At 72.5% G+C, this 20,460-nt stretch carries 17 protein-coding genes; 14 read left to right on the forward strand and 3 right to left on the reverse strand.

What is annotated here, in order from left to right:
* Window positions 1-24: 24 nt before the first annotated feature.
* The 6 genes from dxr to ACFYY2_RS26025 all read left to right on the forward strand — a co-directional run bounded on the left by dxr (window position 25) and on the right by ACFYY2_RS26025 (window position 7,299).
* The gene (dxr, locus tag ACFYY2_RS26000; protein WP_388746985.1) at window positions 25-1,278 is read left to right on the forward strand and encodes a 1-deoxy-D-xylulose-5-phosphate reductoisomerase; all 1,254 of its coding nucleotides are present in this window, start codon (window positions 25-27) and stop codon (window positions 1,276-1,278) included.
* Complete coding sequence (locus tag ACFYY2_RS26005) at window positions 1,275-2,585, forward strand: M50 family metallopeptidase (RefSeq protein ID WP_388746988.1); 1,311 nt, start codon at window positions 1,275-1,277, stop codon at window positions 2,583-2,585. The genes dxr and ACFYY2_RS26005 overlap by 4 nt, the downstream gene beginning before the upstream one ends.
* Window positions 2,586-2,766: 181 nt before the next feature.
* Entirely contained in the window at window positions 2,767-3,924 is a 1,158-nt protein-coding gene (ispG, locus tag ACFYY2_RS26010) for a flavodoxin-dependent (E)-4-hydroxy-3-methylbut-2-enyl-diphosphate synthase (protein WP_129265737.1), read from the forward strand.
* A gap of 148 nt (window positions 3,925-4,072) precedes the next feature.
* Complete coding sequence (locus ACFYY2_RS26015) at window positions 4,073-4,918, forward strand: GNAT family N-acetyltransferase (protein WP_388746992.1); 846 nt, start codon at window positions 4,073-4,075, stop codon at window positions 4,916-4,918.
* Between the two features lie 29 nt (window positions 4,919-4,947).
* Complete coding sequence (locus tag ACFYY2_RS26020) at window positions 4,948-5,523, forward strand: GNAT family N-acetyltransferase (protein ID WP_388746995.1); 576 nt, start codon at window positions 4,948-4,950, stop codon at window positions 5,521-5,523.
* Between the two features lie 72 nt (window positions 5,524-5,595).
* Window positions 5,596-7,299: a proline--tRNA ligase gene (locus tag ACFYY2_RS26025; RefSeq protein ID WP_388746998.1), complete on the forward strand. Its 1,704-nt coding sequence runs from the start codon at window positions 5,596-5,598 to the stop codon at window positions 7,297-7,299.
* Between the two features lie 61 nt (window positions 7,300-7,360).
* Here ACFYY2_RS26025 and ACFYY2_RS26030 read toward each other — a convergent pair whose 3' ends face one another.
* From ACFYY2_RS26030 to ACFYY2_RS26040, 3 genes are read right to left on the reverse strand one after another with little or no spacing between them, the layout of a single operon-like run.
* Window positions 7,361-8,281 carry an aminoglycoside phosphotransferase family protein gene (locus tag ACFYY2_RS26030; protein WP_388747001.1) on the reverse strand — a complete coding sequence of 307 codons (921 nt, stop codon included), beginning with the start codon at window positions 8,279-8,281 and terminating at the stop codon, window positions 7,361-7,363.
* Between the two features lie 28 nt (window positions 8,282-8,309).
* The gene (locus ACFYY2_RS26035) at window positions 8,310-8,804 is read right to left on the reverse strand and encodes a ferritin-like domain-containing protein (protein ID WP_388747004.1); all 495 of its coding nucleotides are present in this window, start codon (window positions 8,802-8,804) and stop codon (window positions 8,310-8,312) included.
* Entirely contained in the window at window positions 8,801-9,316 is a 516-nt protein-coding gene (locus tag ACFYY2_RS26040) for a hypothetical protein (protein ID WP_388747007.1), read from the reverse strand. The genes ACFYY2_RS26035 and ACFYY2_RS26040 overlap by 4 nt, the downstream gene beginning before the upstream one ends.
* 171 nt (window positions 9,317-9,487) lie before the next feature.
* On the opposite strand from ACFYY2_RS26040, the gene rimP reads away from it, so the two are divergent.
* The 8 genes from rimP to ACFYY2_RS26080 all read left to right on the forward strand — a co-directional run bounded on the left by rimP (window position 9,488) and on the right by ACFYY2_RS26080 (window position 20,423).
* Window positions 9,488-9,985 (forward strand): ribosome maturation factor RimP, encoded by a 498-nt coding sequence (rimP, locus tag ACFYY2_RS26045; RefSeq protein WP_388747009.1) that lies wholly within the window; start codon window positions 9,488-9,490, stop codon window positions 9,983-9,985.
* A 2-nt stretch (window positions 9,986-9,987) separates the two neighbouring features.
* Window positions 9,988-11,028, forward strand: coding sequence for a transcription termination factor NusA (gene nusA / locus ACFYY2_RS26050; protein WP_388747012.1), 1,041 nt, complete (start codon window positions 9,988-9,990; stop codon window positions 11,026-11,028).
* A 148-nt stretch (window positions 11,029-11,176) separates the two neighbouring features.
* Window positions 11,177-11,455 carry a YlxR family protein gene (locus ACFYY2_RS26055; RefSeq protein ID WP_388747015.1) on the forward strand — a complete coding sequence of 93 codons (279 nt, stop codon included), beginning with the start codon at window positions 11,177-11,179 and terminating at the stop codon, window positions 11,453-11,455.
* A 148-nt stretch (window positions 11,456-11,603) separates the two neighbouring features.
* Complete coding sequence (gene infB, locus ACFYY2_RS26060; RefSeq protein ID WP_388747018.1) at window positions 11,604-14,732, forward strand: translation initiation factor IF-2; 3,129 nt, start codon at window positions 11,604-11,606, stop codon at window positions 14,730-14,732.
* Between the two features lie 168 nt (window positions 14,733-14,900).
* Window positions 14,901-15,197: a DUF503 domain-containing protein gene (locus ACFYY2_RS26065; protein WP_053929043.1), complete on the forward strand. Its 297-nt coding sequence runs from the start codon at window positions 14,901-14,903 to the stop codon at window positions 15,195-15,197.
* A gap of 26 nt (window positions 15,198-15,223) precedes the next feature.
* Complete coding sequence (gene rbfA, locus ACFYY2_RS26070; protein ID WP_388747023.1) at window positions 15,224-15,685, forward strand: 30S ribosome-binding factor RbfA; 462 nt, start codon at window positions 15,224-15,226, stop codon at window positions 15,683-15,685.
* Complete coding sequence (gene truB / locus ACFYY2_RS26075) at window positions 15,682-16,587, forward strand: tRNA pseudouridine(55) synthase TruB (protein WP_388747026.1); 906 nt, start codon at window positions 15,682-15,684, stop codon at window positions 16,585-16,587. The genes rbfA and truB overlap by 4 nt, the downstream gene beginning before the upstream one ends.
* A 260-nt stretch (window positions 16,588-16,847) precedes the next feature.
* The gene (locus ACFYY2_RS26080; RefSeq protein ID WP_388747029.1) at window positions 16,848-20,423 is read left to right on the forward strand and encodes a trypsin-like peptidase domain-containing protein; all 3,576 of its coding nucleotides are present in this window, start codon (window positions 16,848-16,850) and stop codon (window positions 20,421-20,423) included.
* The last annotated feature ends 37 nt before the right edge of the window (window positions 20,424-20,460 follow it).

A 20,460-nucleotide genomic window follows, 5' to 3' on the forward strand; every position in this document is an offset into this window, starting at 1 on the left:
GCGGATGCGGCAACAATGGGGGCCATGAGCGACAGCCCCGCACCCCTCGCCGATCCGCATCTCGTCTTCGACGCCGCGGACGGCCGCCGGGATCTGGTGATCCTCGGCTCCACCGGGTCCATCGGCACCCAGGCCATCGACCTGGTGCTCAGGAACCCCGGCCGATTCCGTGTCACCGCTCTCTCCGCCGCGGGCGGCAGGGTCCGGCTCCTCGCCGAGCAGGCCGCGCAGCTGCGGGTGCGTACCGTCGCGGTCGCCGACGAGGACAAGGTGCCGGCCCTCCGGGAGGCACTTCGCGAGGCGTACGGGGCGGGGGAGCCGCTGCCCGAGATCCTCGCCGGACCCGACGCCGCCACGGGCCTCGCCGCGAGCGCCTGCCACACCGTGCTGAACGGGATCACCGGCTCGATCGGTCTCGCGCCCACCCTCGCCGCCCTGAAAGCCGGCCGCACCCTCGCCCTGGCCAACAAGGAGTCGCTGATCGTCGGCGGTCCCCTGGTGAAGGCGCTCGCGGCCCCGGGCCAGATCATCCCGGTCGACTCCGAGCACGCCGCCCTCTTCCAGGCGCTCGCCGCCGGCAAGCGGGCCGACGTACGCAAGCTCGTCGTGACCGCCTCGGGCGGGCCGTTCCGGGGCCGTACGCGTGCCGAGCTGGCCGACGTCACCCGGGAGCAGGCGCTGGCCCACCCGACCTGGGCCATGGGGCCGGTCATCACGGTCAACTCCGCGACCCTGGTCAACAAGGGCCTGGAGGTCATCGAGGCGCACCTCCTCTACGACATCCCGTTCGACCGGATCGAGGTCGTGGTCCACCCCCAGTCCTACGTGCACTCGATGGTGGAGTTCACCGACGGCTCCACCCTCGCCCAGGCGACCCCGCCCGACATGCGGGGGCCCATCGCCATCGGCCTCGGCTGGCCCGAGCGGGTCCCGGACGCCGCCCCCGCCTTCGACTGGACGAAGGCCTCCAGCTGGGAGTTCTTCCCGCTGGACACCGAGGCGTTCCCGTCCGTCGGGCTCGCCCGGCACGTCGGCACCCTCGGCGGTACCGCCCCCGCCGTGTTCAACGCGGCCAACGAGGAGTGCGTGGACGCGTTCCTGGCGGGACGGCTGCCGTTCAACGGCATCATGGACACGGTCACGGCGGTGGTGTCCGAACACGGCACACCCGCGACGGGAACTTCGCTGACGGTCGCGGACGTCCTCGAAGCGGAGACCTGGGCCCGTGCCCGGGCCCGTGAACTCTCGGCGGCAGCGACAGCGGAGGCGCACGTATGAGTACGACGACGATCCTGATGACGGTCCTGGGGATCGCCATCTTCGCCGTGGGTCTGCTGTTCTCGATCGCCTGGCACGAACTCGGCCACCTCTCGACGGCCAAGCTCTTCGGCATCAGGGTCCCGCAGTACATGGTCGGGTTCGGCCCGACGGTCTGGTCCCGGAAGAAGGGCGACACCGAGTACGGCATCAAGGCGATCCCCGCCGGCGGCTACATCCGCATGATCGGCATGTTCCCGCCGGGCGCCGACGGACGGCTGGAAGCACGCTCCACCTCCCCGTGGCGCGGAATGATCGAGGACGCCAGGTCCGCCGCCTTCGAGGAGCTCCAGCCGGGCGACGAGTCGCGCCTCTTCTACACGCGCAAGCCGTGGAAGCGCGTGATCGTGATGTTCGCCGGGCCCTTCATGAACCTGGTCCTGGCCGTCGCGATCTTCATGGGCGTCGCGATGACCTTCGGCTTCCAGACCCAGACCACCGAAGTCGCCGGTGTCCAGCAGTGCGTGATCGCGCAGAGCGAGAACCGCGACACCTGCAAGGCCTCCGACCCCATCTCGCCGGCCAAGGCCGCGGGCCTGAAGGAGGGCGACAAGATCGTCGCCTTCGACGGGCAGAGGATCGACGACTGGGCCACGCTCTCGGACAGGATCCGCGAGACCACCGGCCCCGCCACCATCACCGTGCGGCGTGACGGCCGGGAGCAGACCCTGAACGCGGTACTGCGGAAGAACGCGGTGGCGAAGAAGGACGCCGACGGCGAGGTCATCCCCGACCAGTACGTCACCGCCGGCTATCTCGGCTTCGCCGCGAACACGGAGATCCTGCCCCTCTCCTTCGGCGACTCGGTCGTCCGCATGGGAGACATGATCGAGAACGGCGTCGACTCGATCATCGCGCTGCCCACGAAGATCCCCGACCTGTGGAACGCGGCCTTCAGCGACGGCGAGCGCGCCGACGACTCACCGGTCGGCGTGGTGGGCGCGGCCAGGATCGGCGGCGAGGTGATGAACCTCGACGTCCCGGCGCAGAACCAGATCGCGATGATGCTGTTCCTGCTGGCCGGCTTCAACCTCTCGCTGTTCCTGTTCAACATGCTGCCCCTGCTGCCGCTGGACGGCGGACACATCGCGGGCGCGCTCTGGGAGGCGCTGCGCCGCAACGTGGCCAAGGTCTTCAAGCGCCCCGACCCGGGCCCGTTCGACGTGGCGAAGCTCATGCCGGTCGCCTACGTCGTCGCGGGCATCTTCATCTGCTTCACGCTGCTGGTGCTGGTCGCCGACATCGTGAACCCGGTGAAGATCACCTGACGCCTCACACGTCCCACAGGTGGCGGCCGGTCGCACAGGTGGTGTCCGGCCGCACACCGATGGGCGGGCTTGACGACGGGATGCATCCCGTCGTCCTCCGGTGCCGTAACCTCGAAGGCCGGAGCCCGCTGTTCTCGGGACCTCGATCCACACCGATCCACACCTTGGGGATGCTCAGCGCATGACTGCGATTTCTCTCGGAATGCCGGCCGTTCCGACCAAGCTCGCCGACCGACGGGTCAGCCGACAGATCCAGGTCGGGTCGGTGGCGGTCGGTGGGGACGCACCCGTGTCGGTGCAGTCGATGACGACGACGCGGACGTCGGACATCGGTGCGACGTTGCAGCAGATCGCGGAGCTGACGGCGTCGGGTTGTCAGATCGTGCGGGTGGCGTGTCCGACGCAGGATGACGCGGACGCGTTGGCGACGATCGCGCGGAAGTCGCAGATTCCGGTGATCGCGGACATTCATTTTCAGCCGAAGTACGTGTTCGCGGCGATTGACGCGGGGTGTGCGGCGGTGCGGGTGAACCCGGGGAACATCAAGCAGTTCGACGACAAGGTCAAGGAGATCGCGAAGGCCGCGGGCGACGCGGGCACCCCGATCCGGATCGGTGTGAACGCCGGCTCGCTGGACGCGCGACTCCTGAAGAAGTACGGGAAGGCGACGCCCGAGGCGCTCGTGGAGTCGGCCCTCTGGGAGGCGTCGCTCTTCGAGGAGCACGGCTTCCGGGACATCAAGATCTCGGTGAAGCACAACGACCCGGTCGTGATGGTGAACGCCTACCGTCAGCTGGCCGCGCAGTCGGACTACCCCCTCCACCTGGGTGTGACCGAGGCGGGTCCCGCGTTCCAGGGGACGATCAAGTCGGCGGTGGCGTTCGGTGCGTTGCTGTCGGAGGGGATCGGGGACACGATCCGGGTGTCGTTGTCGGCTCCTCCGGCGGAGGAGGTCAAGGTCGGGTTGCAGATCCTGGAGGCCTTGAATCTGAAGCAGCGCCGTCTGGAGATCGTGTCGTGTCCGTCGTGCGGGCGTGCGCAGGTGGATGTGTACAAGCTGGCGGACCAGGTGAGTGCGGGCCTTGAGGGCATGGAGGTCCCGCTGCGGGTCGCGGTGATGGGCTGTGTGGTGAACGGTCCGGGTGAGGCGCGTGAGGCGGATCTGGGTGTGGCCTCGGGTAACGGCAAGGGTCAGATCTTCGTGAAGGGCGAGGTCATCAAGACCGTCCCGGAGTCGAAGATCGTGGAGACCCTCATCGAGGAGGCCATGAAGATCGCCGAGCAGATGGAGAAGGACGGCATCGCCTCGGGCGAGCCCCAGGTCTCCATCGCCGGCTGACCCCCCGACCCCATCCGCCGTGCCCCGCAGGCCGTGTCCTGCGGGGCACGGCCGTGTCCGTGTGCTAGCGGTCGCGCACCTGCGGGGGGCACCGCACAGCCTTCTTGGGTACAGTGCGGACATCAGTAGACCGTTTGGTGAGGCCCCAGTGTTGACGCAGACCACTACCCGGGTCCTCGGCCCCGGCGAGCTTCCCGCCGCGCTCGCCATCCTCGAGAGCGAGCCCGTGGACAACGCGTTCGTGGCCGCCCGCGTCCAGGTCGCCGGCCTCGACCCCTGGCGGCTCGGCGGCGAGATGTGGGGCTACTACACCGACGGACGGCTCCGCTCACTCTGCTACTCCGGCGCGAACCTCGTGCCCATCTGCGCCACCCCCGAGGCCGTCAGGGCCTTCGCGGACCGCGCCCGCCGGGCCGGCCGCCGCTGCTCCTCCATCGTCGGCCCCGCGGGCCCCACCACCCAGCTGTGGCGACTGCTCGAACCGAGCTGGGGCCCCGCCCGGGAGGTCCGGCCCCACCAGCCGCTCATGGTCACCGAGAGCCCGTCCGCGGAGATCGCCCCCGACCCCCACGTGCGCAGGGTCCGCAGGGACGAGATCGACATCCTCATGCCGGCCTGCGTGGCCATGTTCACCGAGGAGGTCGGTGTCTCGCCGCTCGCCGGTGACGGCGGACTCCTCTACCAGGCCCGCGTGGCGGAGCTGATCACCACCGGCCGGTCCTTCGCCCGCATAGAGGACGGCAAGGTCCTCTTCAAGGCGGAGATCGGCGCCGCGACCTCCCGCGCGTGCCAGATCCAGGGCGTCTGGGTCGCCCCCGAGGCCCGGGGCCGGGGGCTCTCCGAGACGGGCATGGCCGCCGTCCTGCGCCACGCGCTCAGGGACGTGGCACCGATCGTGAGCCTGTACGTGAACGACTACAACACCCCCGCCCGCAGGGCCTACAGCCGCGTCGGCTTCCGCGAGACGGGCGCGTTCATGAGCGTGCTGTTCTGACCCGGCCACCCGGACAGTAGGGTTCCCGCATGGCAGCAGCAACGCCCGTGTCCCCCCGGGGCTCCGGGACCCCCGACATCGTGGTCGGACCCCTCGACCTCGCCGCCCGCGTCGACGAGGCGCTCGCCGTGCAGGCGCTCGCCTTCGGCCTCGGCCAGGACGAGATCGACGTACGCCGCCATATCGTGCTCCGGCACCTCGACCACCCGCAGGCCCGCGCTCTCGGTGCCACCACCGCGGACGGAAGGCTCGTCGGGTTCGTCTACGGGCTGCCGAACCACCGCACGCACTGGTGGTCCACCGTCGTCGAGCCGTACCTGCGCGCCACCGGCTCCGACGACTGGCTCGACGACTCGTTCGTGATCACCGAACTGCACGTCCACCCGGAGTTCCAGCAGCGCGGCATCGGACGGGCGCTGATCACCACCATCACCGACGCCGTCGGCCTGCCCCGGTCCATCCTCTCGGCGATCGACACCGAGAGCCCCGCCCGCGGCCTCTACCGCTCCCTGGGCTACCAGGACCTGGCCCGTCAGGTGCTCTTCCCGAGCGCGCCCAAGCCCTACGCGGTGATGGGCGCGCCCCTGCCGCTGCGCCGCGGCTGACGAATCGATTTCCGCCCGCGCGGGCCGCCCGGCTAACCTCGGGCTCACCACCCTTGCGAGCAGGAGTTCATCATGGCCCAGGTCCAGCGCATGTCCCGATTGATGATCAAGACACTGCGCGACGACCCGGCGGACGCCGAGACGCTCAACCACAAGCTCCTCGTCCGCGCCGGATATGTGCGCCGCACCGCGGCCGGCATCTGGTCCTGGCTGCCGCTCGGCAAGAAGGTCCTGGAGAACATCACCCGCGTCGTGCGCGAGGAGATGGACGCCATCGGCGGCCAGGAGGTGCTGCTCCCCGCGCTGCTCCCCAAGGAGGCGTACGAGGCGAGCGGCCGGTACGACGAGTACGGCGACCTGCTGTTCAGGCTCCAGGACCGCAAGGGCGCCGACTACCTCCTCGGGCCCACCCACGAGGAGATCTTCACCCAGATCGTCAAGGACATGTGCTCGTCCTACAAGGACCTGCCCGTGATCCTCTACCAGATCCAGACCAAGTACCGCGACGAGGCCCGCCCCCGCGCCGGCGTGCTGCGCGGCCGTGAGTTCCAGATGAAGGACTCGTACTCCTTCGACACCACCGACGAGGGCCTGGCCGAGGCGTATCAGCTGCACCGCGCCGCGTACATCCGGATCTTCGAGCGCCTCGGCCTCGACCACCGCATCGTGTCCGCCGTCTCCGGCGCCATGGGCGGCTCCGCGTCCGAGGAGTTCCTGGCGCCCGCGCCCGCCGGCGAGGACACCTTCGTCGACTGCCCCCACTGCGACTACGCGGCCAACACCGAGGCCGTGACGTACAAGGTCACGGCCGTCGCCGACGCCTCGGCGACGGGCGCCGTCGAGGAGCTGGACACCCCCGACACCCCGACCATCGAGACCCTCGCCGCCCACCTCGGGGTACCGGCCTCCGCCACGCTGAAGAACCTGCTGGTCAAGGTCGACGGCGAGATCGTGGCCGTGGGCGTGCCCGGCGACCGCGAGGTCGACCTGGGCAAGCTCGGCGAGCACCTCGCCCCCGCGGTCGTCGAGCTCGTCACCGCCGAGGACTTCGTGGGCCGCCCCGACCTCGTGCGCGGCTACGTCGGCCCGCAGGGCCTGGAGAAGGTCCGCTACATCGCCGACCCCCGTGTCGCCGCCGGCACCGCCTGGATCACCGGCGCCAACAAGGAGGGCGTCCACGCGAAGAACGTCGTCGCGGGCCGCGACTTCGAGGTCGACGACTACCTCGACGTCGTCGTCGTCGAGGCGGGCGACCCCTGCCCCAAGTGCGGCACCGGCCTCCAGGTGGACCGCGCCATCGAGATCGGCCACATCTTCCAGCTCGGCCGCAAGTACGCCGACATCTTCTCCCTCGACGTGCTCGGCCAGCAGGGCAAGCCGGTCCGCGTCACGATGGGCTCGTACGGCATCGGGGTCTCCCGCGCCGTGGCCGCCCTCGCCGAGCAGACCGCCGACGACAAGGGCCTGTGCTGGCCCCGCGAGGTCGCCCCGGCCGACGTGCACGTCGTCGCCGCGGGCAAGGCGCTCCAGACCGAGCTGGCCCTGGAGGTCTCCGAGAAGCTGAACGCCGCGGGCCTGCGGGTCCTGGTCGACGACCGCGCGGGTGTCTCGCCCGGCGTGAAGTTCACCGACTCCGAGCTGATCGGTGTCCCGAAGATCCTCGTCGCGGGCCGCCGTTCGGCGGAGGGCGTCCTGGAGCTGAAGGACCGCCGCACCGGTGAGCGCGAGGAGCTCACCGTCGACGAGGCGATCGCCCGGCTGACCGACCAGGGCTGAACCGGCCCGGCAGGACCGCACAGAAGGGCCCCGCGCACCGCGCGGGGCCCTTCTCGCACGCCTACAGCCAGCCCGCGAACTCCAGCGCCAGTTCGCCGTCCTGCCGCCGGCCCACCGTCAGCGACCGGGTGCCGGACTCGACCGCCCGGAACAGCGTCCAGCCCCGCAGCCGGTCCTGGTCCACCTCCAGCGAGTCGGCGAGCCTCTTGACCCGGCGGCGGGCCGTGACGGCGCCCCCCGGGGATGCGATCAGGTCCTCGACCCGGTCGCGTGCCAGCCGCGCCAGGTCGTAGGCCCGCTCGCCGGTCAGCGGTTCCGGGCCGACGGCCAGCCACGGCGCACGCTCGGCGGACAGGACCTTGCTCTGCCGGAAGTTGCCGTGCAGCAGGAGGAGTTCGGGGGGATCCGCGACCAGTTCCTCGCGCGCCGCGAGCGCGGCCGAGACGAGCGGCCCGAGCTCCGGGTCCCGCTCGGCGGCGGCCCGCATCGGCTCCGCCTGCCGGGCGGTGCGCACGGTGACCGTCTCGAAGGCGTGACCGGCCGGGGGCTCGACCCAGAGCCGCCGCACCGTGCCCGCCGCCTCCAGCAGGGCCTTCGCCTCGGGGAGAGAACGCAGGGACACCTCGTGGCGCAGCCGTTCCAGCAGCAGGGCGTCGTCCGGCACCTCGGCGTCCGCGCCGGTCAGGAGCTCGACGGCGCCCCAGCCGTTCCAGTGCGCGAGAGCGGCCCGTTCGAGCGCGGGCGCGGCGCCCGCGGGCGCCACCTTCAGCACGGCGGGCGTTCCGTCCTGCCGGTTCACCAGGAGGACGAGACTGCTGCGTCCCCCGGGTGCGACGACCCGTTCGAGGGTGACCCGGTGCCCCGCTGCGGACATCGCTTCGCCGGTGAGTGCGGGGAGCCGGCCGAGCCACTCGGCTGCGGCCGCGTCCCCGTACGTCTCGCCGAGCGCTCGCACCAGACGCTGCGGCGGTTCGAAACCCATACGTGCCTTGTTCCCTTTCAGAGCTTCCTCAGTGCGTGACACCCGTGGAGCCCGCCTCCGCCGTGGTGTCCGCGGAGCCGGCCCTCTCCGCGAGCCCAGGAAAGGCTACGCCGGACCCGCGCCACCGCACCGCGCGCACCGCGGCCTCCCGGAGCGCGCCCGCGGCGTCCTGCCGCAGCGGCCCCCGAGCGGCCCGTACGAGATCGGAGTACACGCCCGCCACCCGCTCCTCCAGCACGGCCGCCAGCCGCATCGCGGAGGCGGGGTCCGGGACGGCGAAGGGCAGGGCGTACGCGGCGTCCGCGGCCACCGGTGTGCCGCCGAGGTCGCGCACGGTCCGGGTGAGCGCGTCACGCCGGGCGCGGTGGGCGTCGACGGCCGCCGCCGCGTCGTCGCGGCGGGAGCCGTCCAGCCTTCCGCCCAGGGCCCCGTACCCGTAGACCGCCGCGTGCTCGGCGGCGAGCGCCGCCTGCGCGGCGGTCAGCGGCTCCGCGCCGCCGGGGCTGTCGGCCTCCAGTGTCATGCCGGGGTCTCCTTGGCCAGCTCGGTCAGCAGATAGGCGTTGGCCGCACCGGCCGCGGCCATGGAGGCCAGCAGCCTGGCCAGCTCGGAATCGGCCTCCAGGAGGGCCGCGGCGCGTTCGTCGGCCACCCGCCGCTCATGGGCCGCCAGCTCTCTCAGCGCCGCCTTGGCGCCGCCGGGAGGAGCCGGCGGGGCGGGAGCGGGCGAGCCGCCCTTCGGAGGCCCGCCGAGCGCGGCCAGGTGGGCCCCCACGGTGGCCCGCAGGGGTGCGAGTCCGGCCTCCGTCAGGGGGTGCGTGGCGGCGGTCCGGTCATAGCGGGCGAGCAGGGAGACCCCGGCGCGGGCGGCTGCGGTCCTGAGCGTGCTCCGCGCCCGGAGCGAGGCCGCCTCGGCCCGTGCGCGGGGGTTCCGCGGCTCGTCCTGCCCGCTCCCGCACCCTGTCAGCACCGCGCCCAGGGCGAAGGCCCCCGTAGCGGTGAGTGCCCCCCTGCGCGTCGTCCCCGTCCGGTGCACTTGTCTCCTTCGGCCTGGTTTCTGACAGTTTCTGACCTGAAGTGATCACCGGGGGTGAGCGTACCCGCGCGAGGGCGGGAGGCGGACGGCAACACCCCTGCGGACCGGATACCCTTTGATCCGACACGCGACGATCCACACAACAGCACACGCGGCCGAGGAGTCACCCGGATGAGCACCACCCAGAGCGACAGGCTGCGCGAACTGCTGGAGCCCCTCGTCGAGGCGCAGGAGCTGGACCTCGAGGAGATCGAGCTGTCCCGGGCGGGCCGCCGCCAGGTGCTGCGGGTGATCGTGGACTCCGAGGACGGCGTGGAGCTCGACACCTGTGCCGAGCTCAGCCGCGCCGTCTCCACGAAGCTGGACGAGACCGACGTGATGGGAGAGGGCGAGTACGTCCTCGAGGTGAGCTCTCCGGGCGCCGACCGCCCGTTGACCGAGCACCGCCACTACGTCCGCGCCACCGGCCGGCTCGCGAGACTCACCCTGGGCGACGGCGGCGAGCTGGTGGCCCGCATCCTCGGCGTGGACGACGAGGGCCTCGATCTCGAAGTGCCGGGAGTCAAGGGCCGCAAGCCCACGGCGCGCCGCGTCGCCTTCGACGAGATCGCGAAGGCGCGCGTGGAGATCGAATTCAACCGCAAGGACAAGAAGGAAGAGGAGGCGTAGCCGTGGACATCGATGTGAAGCTTCTGAAGGGCTTGGCGCAGGACAAGGAGATCCCCTTCGACGTGCTCGTCGGGGCGATCGAGTCGGCCCTCCTCATCGCGTACCACCGCACCGAGGGCAGCCACCGCCGTGCGCGCGTCGAACTGGACGCCAACGGCCACGTCACGGTGTGGGCGAAGGACGACCCGGCCGAGCTCGAAGAGGGCCAGGAGCCCAAGGAGTTCGACGACACCCCGTCCGGCTTCGGCCGCATCGCCGCGACGACGGCCAAGCAGGTCATCCTGCAGCGGCTGCGCGACGCCGAGGACGACCGCACGTTCGGCGAGTACGCCGGTCACGAGGGCGACGTCGTGACGGGTCTGGTCCAGCAGGGCAAGGACCCGAAGAACGTCCTGGTCGACATCGGCAAGCTGGAAGCCATCCTGCCGGTGCAGGAGCAGGTGCCCGGCGAGGAGTACAAGCACGGCCTGCGGCTGCGCACGTACGTCGTCCGGGTGGCCAAGGGCGTGCGCGGTCCTTCCGTCACGCTCTCGCGCACCCACCCGAACCTCGTGAAGAAGCTCTTCGCGCTGGAGGTCCCGGAGATCGCGGACGGCTCCGTCGTCATCGAGGCCATCGCCCGCGAGGCGGGTCACCGCACCAAGATCGCGGTCCGCTCGACCCGGGCCGGCCTCAACCCCAAGGGCGCCTGCATCGGCCCGATGGGCAGCCGCGTGCGCAACGTCATGGCCGAGCTGCACGGCGAGAAGATCGACATCGTCGACTGGTCGGACGACCCCGCCGAGATGGTCGCCAACGCGCTGTCACCCGCGCGGGTGAGCATGGTCGAGGTCGTGGACCTCGGCGCACGCTCCGCCCGGGTGACCGTGCCGGACTACCAGCTGTCGCTCGCGATCGGCAAGGAGGGCCAGAACGCCCGCCTGGCCGCCCGGCTCACCGGCTGGCGCATCGACATCCGCCCGGACACCGAGACGGACGCCGAGCGCGACGTCGCCGACCGTGAGCGGGCCGAGCGGGCCCGGGAACGGTCCGAGCGGGGCTGATCACCGGGCGCCCGCGAGCCGCCCAGGTGGCGGCCCGGGGACGCGTCCGAAGGAACAGATCGAGGCGGTGCGCCGCCGAGATCACGACAACATCCGTTCGATTCTTGCCCCAAAGGGGTGAGGTCGGTGCGGGGAGGTAGACTTAGCCGTGTCTGGCCGGACGCACGCCCGCGCTTGCCCCGAGCGAACCTGTGTGGGATGCCGGGAGCGAGCGGCCAAGAGCGAGCTGCTGCGCATCGTGGTGGGCGAGGGAGAAGTGGTCCCTGATCCACGCGGTACGCTGCCCGGCCGGGGTGCGTACGTACACCCCGTCCCTGTCTGTCTCGACCTGGCGGTCCGCCGCCGGGCATTCCCCCGGGCCTTCAAGGCCGAGGGGCCGTTCGACACCGCCGCACTGCGGCGGTACGTCGAGCGGGTGACACCGTAGGAAAGTGAACGGCACGGGTCCCCGTGCGGTCAGGTACCTCGCGAGTTGGAAGTAGGTCGAGATTGCGATGAGCACTCGATGAGTACGCGATGAGTACGCCCATGAAGTAGCGACGGTCCGGCGGTAACCCGGACCTAAAAGGAGCGAAGTGGCTAAGGTCCGGGTATACGAACTCGCCAAGGAGTTCGGCGTGGAGAGCAAGGTCGTCATGGCCAAGCTCCAAGAACTCGGTGAATTCGTCCGTTCGGCGTCCTCGACGATCGAGGCGCCGGTTGTACGCAAATTGACTGACGCACTGCAGGGGCCCGGCGGCAACGCCGGCAAGTCCGCTGCCAAGCCTGGCGCGCCTCGTAAGGCCGCCCCCGCAAAGCCCGCGGCGCCGTCTCCGGCCGCCGCGGCACGTCCTGCCGCCCCGAAGCCCGGCGTCCCGGCCCCCAAGCCGGCCGCAGCCGAGGCTCCGGCGGAGAGCAGCACCCCCTCGGCGCCCTCCGCGCCGTCGGCGGGTCCCCGTCCGGGCCCCAGGCCCGCGCCGAAGCCCGCCCCGGTCACCCCGGTGCCCGCGGCCGAGTTCTCGGCTCCGGCACCGGCTCAGCCGAGCACCCCCCAGCAGGCCCCGCGTCCCGCGGGTGCCACCCCGGGACCCCGTCCTGCCGGTGGCCCTGCCCGTCCGGCTCCGGCCGGCGGTCAGCGTGACGGCGGCCGCGGCGGCGAGCGTGACGGCGGCCGTGGCGGCGAGCGTGGCGGAGACCGCCCCGCACGTCCCGCGGGCCAGGGCGCACCGCGCCCGGGCGGCTCCCGTCCGGCCGGTCCCCGTCCGGGCAACAACCCCTTCACCTCCGGCGGCTCCACCGGCATGGCGCGCCCCCAGGCGCCCCGTCCCGGCGGTGCCCCGCGCCCCGGCGGCGGTCAGGAGCGCCCCGGCGCCCCGCGCCCGCAGGGTGGTCCCGGCGGCGCCCCGCGCCCCCAGGGACAGGGTGGCGCACGTCCGTCCCCGGGCGGCATGCCCCGTCCGCAGGCTCCCCGTCCGGGCGGTGCCCCCTCGGGTAACCGTCCGAACCCCGGCATGATGCCGCAGCGTCCCGCCGCGGGCCCCCGTCCCGGCGGTGGCCCCGGTGGCGGTGGCCGCGGTCCCGGTGCCGGCGGCGGTCGCCCCGGTGGCGGCGGCGGTCGTCCCGGTGGCGGCGGCTTCGCCGGCCGTCCGGCCGGTCCCGGCGGCGGTGGCGGCGGTTTCGCCGGCCGTCCCGGTGGTCCCGGTGGCGGTGGCGGCGCGGGCCGTCCCGGCGGTGGCGGCGGCTTCGGCGGCCGTCCCGGCTTCGGTGGACGCCCCGGCGGCCCCGGTGCCCGTGGTGGCACACAGGGTGCCTTCGGCCGTCCCGGTGGTCCCGCGCGTCGTGGCCGCAAGTCGAAGCGTCAGAGGCGCCAGGAGTACGAGGCCATGCAGGCCCCGTCGGTGGGCGGCGTCATGCTGCCTCGCGGCAACGGACAGGCCGTCCGGCTGTCGCGCGGCGCGTCCCTGACCGACTTCGCGGAGAAGATCAACGCCAACCCGGCGTCGCTCGTCGCCGTGATGATGAACCTCGGCGAGATGGTCACCGCCACGCAGTCCGTCTCCGACGAGACGCTGAAGCTCCTCGCGGACGAGATGAACTACGTCCTCGAGATCGTCAGCCCGGAGGAGGAGGACCGCGAGCTGCTCGAGTCCTTCGACATCGAGTTCGGTGAGGACGAGGGCGGCGAAGAGGCTCTGGTCTCCCGCCCGCCGGTCGTGACCGTCATGGGTCACGTCGACCACGGTAAGACCCGACTGCTGGACGCGATCCGCAAGACGAACGTCGTCGCGGGCGAGGCCGGCGGCATCACGCAGCACATCGGTGCGTACCAGGTCTCCTCCGAGGTCAACGGCGAGGACCGCCGCATCACCTTCATCGACACCCCGGGTCACGAGGCGTTCACCGCCATGCGTGCCCGTGGTGCGAAGTCCACCGACATCGCGATCCTCGTGGTGGCGGCGAACGACGGTGTGATGCCCCAGACGATCGAGGCGCTGAACCACGCCAAGGCGGCCGACGTGCCGATCGTGGTCGCGGTCAACAAGATCGACGTCGAGGGTGCCGACCCGACCAAGGTGCGCGGTCAGCTCACCGAGTTCGGTCTGGTGGCCGAGGAGTACGGCGGCGACACGATGTTCGTCGACATCTCCGCCAAGCAGGGCCTCAACATCGAGGCGCTGCTGGAGGCCGTCGTCCTCACCGCCGACGCCTCGCTCGACCTGCGGGCCAACCCCGACCAGGACGCGCAGGGTATTGCGATCGAGTCCCACCTCGACCGCGGCCGCGGTGCGGTCTCGACCGTCCTCGTCCAGCGCGGAACGCTGCGCATCGGCGACACGATGGTCGTCGGCGACGCGTACGGCCGCGTCCGGGCGATGCTCGACGACAACGGCAACAACGTCCAGGAAGCGGGTCCCTCGACCCCCGTCCTGGTGCTGGGTCTCACCAACGTCCCGGGTGCCGGGGACAACTTCCTGGTGGTCGACGAGGACCGTACGGCCCGTCAGATCGCCGAGAAGCGTGCCGCCCGTGAGCGCAACGCCAACTTCGCCCGCAAGGGTGTCCGGTTCTCCCTGGAGAACCTGGACGAGGCGCTCAAGGCCGGTCTGGTCCAGGAACTCAACCTCATCATCAAGGGCGACGCGTCCGGTTCGGTGGAGGCTCTCGAGTCCTCGCTGCTCCAGCTCGACGTCGGCGAAGAGGTCGACATCCGGGTCCTGCACCGCGGTGTGGGTGCGGTCACCGAGTCGGACATCAACCTGGCGACCGGCTCCGACGCCATCGTGATCGGCTTCAACGTGCGCGCCGCAGGGCGTGCCGAGCAGATGGCCGAGCGCGAGGGCGTGGACGTCCGGTACTACTCGGTCATCTACCAGGCGATCGAGGAGATCGAAGCGGCCCTCAAGGGCATGCTCAAGCCGGAGTACGAAGAGGTCGAGCTCGGCACGGCGGAGATCCGCGAGATCTTCCGCTCGTCCAAGCTGGGCAACATCGCCGGTGTGCTGGTCCGCTCCGGCGAGGTCAAGCGCAACACCAAGGCGCGCCTGCTGCGCGATGGCAAGGTCATCGCGGAGAACCTCAACATCTCCGGTCTGCGCCGCTTCAAGGACGACGTCACCGAGATCCGCGAAGGCTACGAGGGTGGTATCAACCTCGGAAACTTCAACGACATCAAGATCGACGACGTCATCGCGACGTACGAGATGCGCGAGAAGCCGCGAGGCTGATCGACGGGGATTCCCGGGGGGTGACCCCCGGGTTCTCCTCCACGGTCGGGGCCGGTCGACGGGTCGTATTTCCGTCGATCGGCCCCGGCCGTTCCGTGTACGGTTCTGGTGTCCCCGCCAAGTGATGGCGGGGCGCCGACCCCGAACCGGCGGGACATCCGGACACACATGTATGTGGGGACTCTGTCCTTCGATCTGCTCCTCGGCGACGTACGGTCGTTGAAGGAGAAACGCTCGGTCGTCCGCCCGATAGTCGCCGAGCTCCACCGCAGGTTCGCGGTGAGTGTCGCGGAGACGGGCGACCAGGACCTCTACCGCAGGGCCGAGATCGGTCTTGCCGTGGTCTCCGGGGACACCGGACACCTCACAGACGTACTCGACCGGTGCGAACGCATGATCGCGGGCCGGCCGGAAGTGGAGCTGCTGTCCGTACGGCGGCGGCTGCACAGCGACGAAGACGATTGAGCAAGGCTTAAGAAGGAGACGGACCAGTGGCCGACAACGCGCGGGCAAAGAAGCTGGCGGACCTCATCCAGGTGGTGGTCGCCGAGAAACTGCAGCGCGGTATCAAGGACCCGCGTCTGGGCACGCACGTGACCATCACGGACACCCGTGTCACCGGCGACCTGCGGGAGGCCACGGTCTTCTACACGGTCTACGGCGACGACGAGGAGCGGGCCAGCGCGGCAGCGGGCCTGGAGAGCGCCAAGGGCATCCTGCGCTCGGCGGTGGGCGCGGCGGCGGGGACGAAGTTCACCCCGACCCTGGCCTTCGTGGCCGACGCCCTGCCGGACAACGCCAAGGCGATCGAGGACCTGCTCGACCGGGCACGCGCCTCGGACGCCAAGGTCCGCGAGGCGTCCTCCGGTGCCACCTACGCCGGTGACGCCGACCCCTACCGCAAGCCGGAGGACGAGTCCGCCGGTGACGACGAGGACTCGCCTTCCGCATGACGCAGAACAAGCAGGAAAAGACGCCGGACGGACTTGTCATCGTCGACAAGCCGTCCGGCTTCACTTCGCACGACGTCGTGGCCAAGATGCGGGGCATCGCCCGCACCCGGCGGGTCGGCCACGCCGGCACGCTGGACCCGATGGCGACCGGTGTCCTCGTGCTCGGTGTCGAGCGCGCGACCAAGCTCCTCGGTCACCTCGCGCTGACCGAGAAGGAGTACCTCGGGACGATCCGCCTCGGCCAGGACACCGTCACCGACGACGCGGAGGGCGAGATCACCTCGTCCACCGACGCCTCGGGAGTGACCCGCGAGGGCATCGACGCCGGAGTCGCCGCGCTGACCGGCGCGATCATGCAGGTGCCGTCCAAGGTCAGCGCCATCAAGATCGACGGCAAGCGGTCCTACGCGCGGGTGCGCGGCGGCGAGGAGTTCGAGATCCCGGCCCGTCCGGTGACCATCTCGTCCTTCCGCGTCTACGACGTCCGGCCGGAGGTCGCGGAGGACGGCACCCCGGTCGTCGACCTGGTGGTCTCGGTGGTCTGCTCCTCTGGTACGTACATCAGGGCCCTGGCCCGCGACCTCGGCGCCGGGCTCGGCGTCGGCGGCCACCTGACCGCGCTGCGGCGCACGCGCGTCGGGCCGTACGGCCTGGACGCGGCCCGGACGCTCGACCAGCACCAGGAGAAGCTGACCGTGATGCCGGTGGCCGAGGCGGCCGCATCCGCCTTCCACCGCTGGGACGTGGACGAGAAGCGCGCCCGGCTGCTGCTCAACGGCGTGCGGCTCGACATGCCGTCCTACCCGCCGGGGCCGGTCGGGGTCTACGGGCCCGACGGGACGTTCCTGGTGCTCGTCGAGGAGGAGAAGGGCAAGGCCAAGAGCCTCGCCGTCTTCGCCTGAGCGAATCGGCCGCCCGAGCGAATCGGCCACCGGGCCGCGCGGCCGCCGAGGCGGCCGGCCGGCCCACGGGCCGTCGTGGGGCGGGCAGGTCCCCCGGATGCTGCCCGCCCCACGTTTCCCTCCCCCGGACCATCCCTGTCCAGGCGAACCCGTGGATTCACCCCGACGGACGGGCGCTCGGAGCGTCAGGGGGGTGTGAGGGGGGCGCTTTCGCCCCTCGCGTTTCTCGTGCGGATCACTCGGCCTCTACCGTCTGACCCATGGGCAGCGGGGACCGGTCGAAACTTGTGAGAATCTGCGATCAGGCCGGCCGGCCGCGGGGGACCGGGTTCGTCGCGGACGACCGGGGGACCGTCGTCACCAGTCACCAGGCCGTCGCACGGTCGGCCCCGCTGACGCTCCACGCCCCGGACGGCCGCAGCCGCACGGTCGGCTCCGACGACATCACCGCCCTGCCCGGCCTCGGCCTCGCCCTGCTCCGCACCGGCGGACCCGGGGCACTGGGTGTGGAACCGCTTCCCATCGCCGTACGCGAACGGATCGCCACCGGCACCTACGTACGGATCGCCGCCCACGGGTGGCGCGAGGCGCGGGTGCTCGGGACGGTCCCGGCGACGTACACCGAGGGCGGACGCGAGCACCCCGTGGGCGAGGCGCTCGAACTGGCCCTCGGCACGGACGGGCGCGACGCGCTGCGGTCCGGCGGCGCCGCGGTCGGCGGACCCGTGACCGACCCTGCCACGGGCGCCGTGCTGGGCGTGCTCTCGACCGCGCTGAGCGCGGGGCGGGAGACGGCCGGGCTCGCGGTGCCGCTGCCCGGCGGGGGGCCGCTGGACGAGGTGCTGCGGCGCAACGCGAGCGGGGTCCCGGGTTACGGCTGCGACCTCAACCTCGCCGGGGCGCTCCAGCTGACCGCCACCTCGCTCGGGCAGGCCGACAACCGCCCCGGCGGCGTCGAGGCAGTGGAACGCCCGAGGATCAGCGCGGAGTTCGCCGCCTTCGAGGCCGGGACGGGCCCCGTCCTCGGACTGGTCGGCGCACCGGGGACCGGCCGCACCACCGAGCTGGCCGCACTGGCCGGCCGCAGGGCCCGCGGTCCCGTCCCCGCCCTCACCCTCTGGCTGCGCGGAGCCGATCTGCTGGCCGACGACACCTCGGTCACCGATGCCGTGACCCGGGCCCTGCAGCGCTCCGGGAGGATCATCACCGCGGCCGGGGCCCGGGGCGACATGACGGACGCCACGCCGGAGCGCGTGGCCCGCCTCGCGGCCGACTCGGGAAACCCGCTGCTCGTCGTCGTGGACGGCCCCGAGGAGATGCCGCCGCTGCTGGCCCACCGGCTCGGCGGATGGACCACGGCCACGGCGGAATGGCTCCTGCTCCACGGCGTCCGGATGGTGGTCGCCTGCCGTCCCGAGCACTGGGAGACCGCCGGCGCGCTGTACCCCCGGGAGGCCCTGCACCGGCCCGAGCGGCCCGCCGGAGGGCTGCCGCCCGCCGTCCGGCTCGGCGACCTCACGACCGGCCAGGCCGAGCTGGCGCGGGAGCGCTACGGCATCCCGCCCGGCACCATCGCACCCGGCCACGACCGGCACCCCCTCACCCTGCGCCTGCTCGCCGAGGTGCGGAAGGCCCTGCCCCCGGACGTGCCCGGCACCCCGGGCACCGAGGAGGTCTTCGCCGCCCACCTCGACCTCTCCTGCGTGCGCGTCGCCGTCCGGATCGGTGCCCAGTCCGAGCCAAGGCTCCGGGGCGCGGCGGTCCGCAGACTGGCCGCGAAGGTGGCCGGGCAGGTCCACGAGGCGGCCAGGCGCTGCCTCGGACCGGGACAGGGAGAGCTGGACAGGGCCGCCTTCGAGGAGCTCTTCCCCTGGCGCACGGGATGGGCCTCGGCGGTGCTCACCGAGGGCCTGCTGGTCCCCGCCGGCCCCGGATACCGCTTCGCCCACGAGGAACTCGGCGACTGGGTGCAGGGCGCCCACCTCGACCTGGACGCCGCCCTGCACTCCCTCGTGCACCGCTGGCACGCCGAGGGGCCGCCGGGGGACGGTAGCCGGCCCCCGGCGGCCCCGGCCGTCCCGCTGGCCGTGACCGGCGCTCCGGACGAGCCCCGCAACCTCCCCGTGCCGCGCCACCGCACCGGTCCCGTGATCCAGGCCATGCTCCTGCTGGAGCGACGACAGGGCCCGGCGGCGCTGGCCCACCGGATGGCGGACCTGATCGAGGCCATGGACCGCCTCGGCGCAGAGCCCGGCACGGGCCCCCGGCACCCCGACGCCGCCTGGTGGGCCGCCCATCTCCTGCGGGAGAGCCTGCTCAGGGTGCCCGACGCGCGCCCCTACCTGGGGGTGCTGCGGGTCCTCACCGGGCGGATCACCCGGCGTTCCCTGTCCGGGGGCGGTCCGGCGGCCCTCGGGCCCTACGCCGAGTTCGGGCCGTGGTTCTGGTGCCGGACGCGGCTGCCCGAGTACGACCGGATCGACCTCCTGCGCAGGCTGCTGCCCGCCGACGGCGCACCGCGCGCGGACGGCGGCCGGCGCTATCTGGACGCGGTGGGCCAGCGCCTGGCCGCCGATCCGAAGACGGTGCAGGCACTGCTCTGCCGCTGGTTCAGCGACGAGAGCCCGCTGCCCGCCGAGGGGGACGCGCCCGTACGCCTCACTGTGGCCGCCGCCGCGCAGGCGCTGCTGTACGCCCGCAGGGACCTGGCCGTCGACGACCTGACCGAGGCGCTGGTCGACACCTCCCACCCCCGCGCCGCCGAGCTGCTCTCCGCGCTCGCCGAGGACGAGCCCTCCGCCCTGTGCAGGGCGGTCAGCCGCTGGGCGCGCGACGAGGAGCGGCCCGGACGGCGCGCCGCGGCGGCCGTCCACGGCACGCTCGCCGCCGCACGCACCCTCACCGGCGCCGACCGCGCCCTGCTGCGCGGTGCGGCGCTCACCCTGCTGGCCAGGCCCGACGACACCGCCCTGCACGCGCGGGCCCTCACCGTCCTCGTCCGCGACCCGGGGACCGGCGGCCGCTACCTGCCGCAGGCCCTGCGGATCTTCGCGACCGGCGACCCGCGGCTGCCGGTGTCCCTGCTGACGGAGGTCTTCCCCCGGCACCCCGAACCCGTGCTCGAGGCGCTGCGCGCCCGGCTGTCGCTGCCGGGTGAGGCAGCCGACGCCGTGCTGACGGAGCTGGCGGGCCTGGACACCCCCGCCCTGGCACTGCACGCGCCGGGGCTCGTGCGCCGCTACATCGACAGCCGTACCGGCGGCGAGGGCGGGGCCCAGGCCGCCGCGTACGTGGAGCTCAGACTGGAGCACAGCCCGGCCGCCCGAGCGCTCCTGCTGCCCCTGGTGACCGGCCTGCTGCGGGACCGCCCCGCACCGCCGTCGGTACGGGCCGCCCTGGCACGTGTGCTCGCCGCACCCGGGAGCGCCGCGTCCAGGCCGCTGCGCGCCGAGCTGCTGGAGGTCCTGCTGGAGTTCGAGCAGAACACCGGGAGGGACCCCGAGGTCCTGGAGGCGCTGCTGCGGGCCGCCGCGGCCGGTTCCGGGCGCCGTCCCGAGGCCCGGACCCGGGCCCTCGTGCACCGCACGGGCCTGCTCCTCGTCCGGACGCCGGAAGGAGCGGCCCGCTTCGACCGCGGGATCGTCGAACTCGCCCGGGAGGTTCCCGGATTCGCGGCCCTCGTCAGCGGATGGCTGGCCGACGCGCCGCAGGAATGGGCCCCCGTGGTGGGCCCCTCCGCCCGCCGGACGACCCAGGCGCCGGACGCTCCGAGGCCCGGGATCACGATGCCGATGCAGGCTGCGGGGTGTGAGCATGGCAGTCTTAGACCTGCGTAATGACATACACACGTACACAGGTTCGGGCGAGGAGCGG

Source organism: Streptomyces sp. NPDC001822 (genome assembly GCF_042892135.1).
GTDB lineage: Bacteria > Actinomycetota > Actinomycetes > Streptomycetales > Streptomycetaceae > Streptomyces.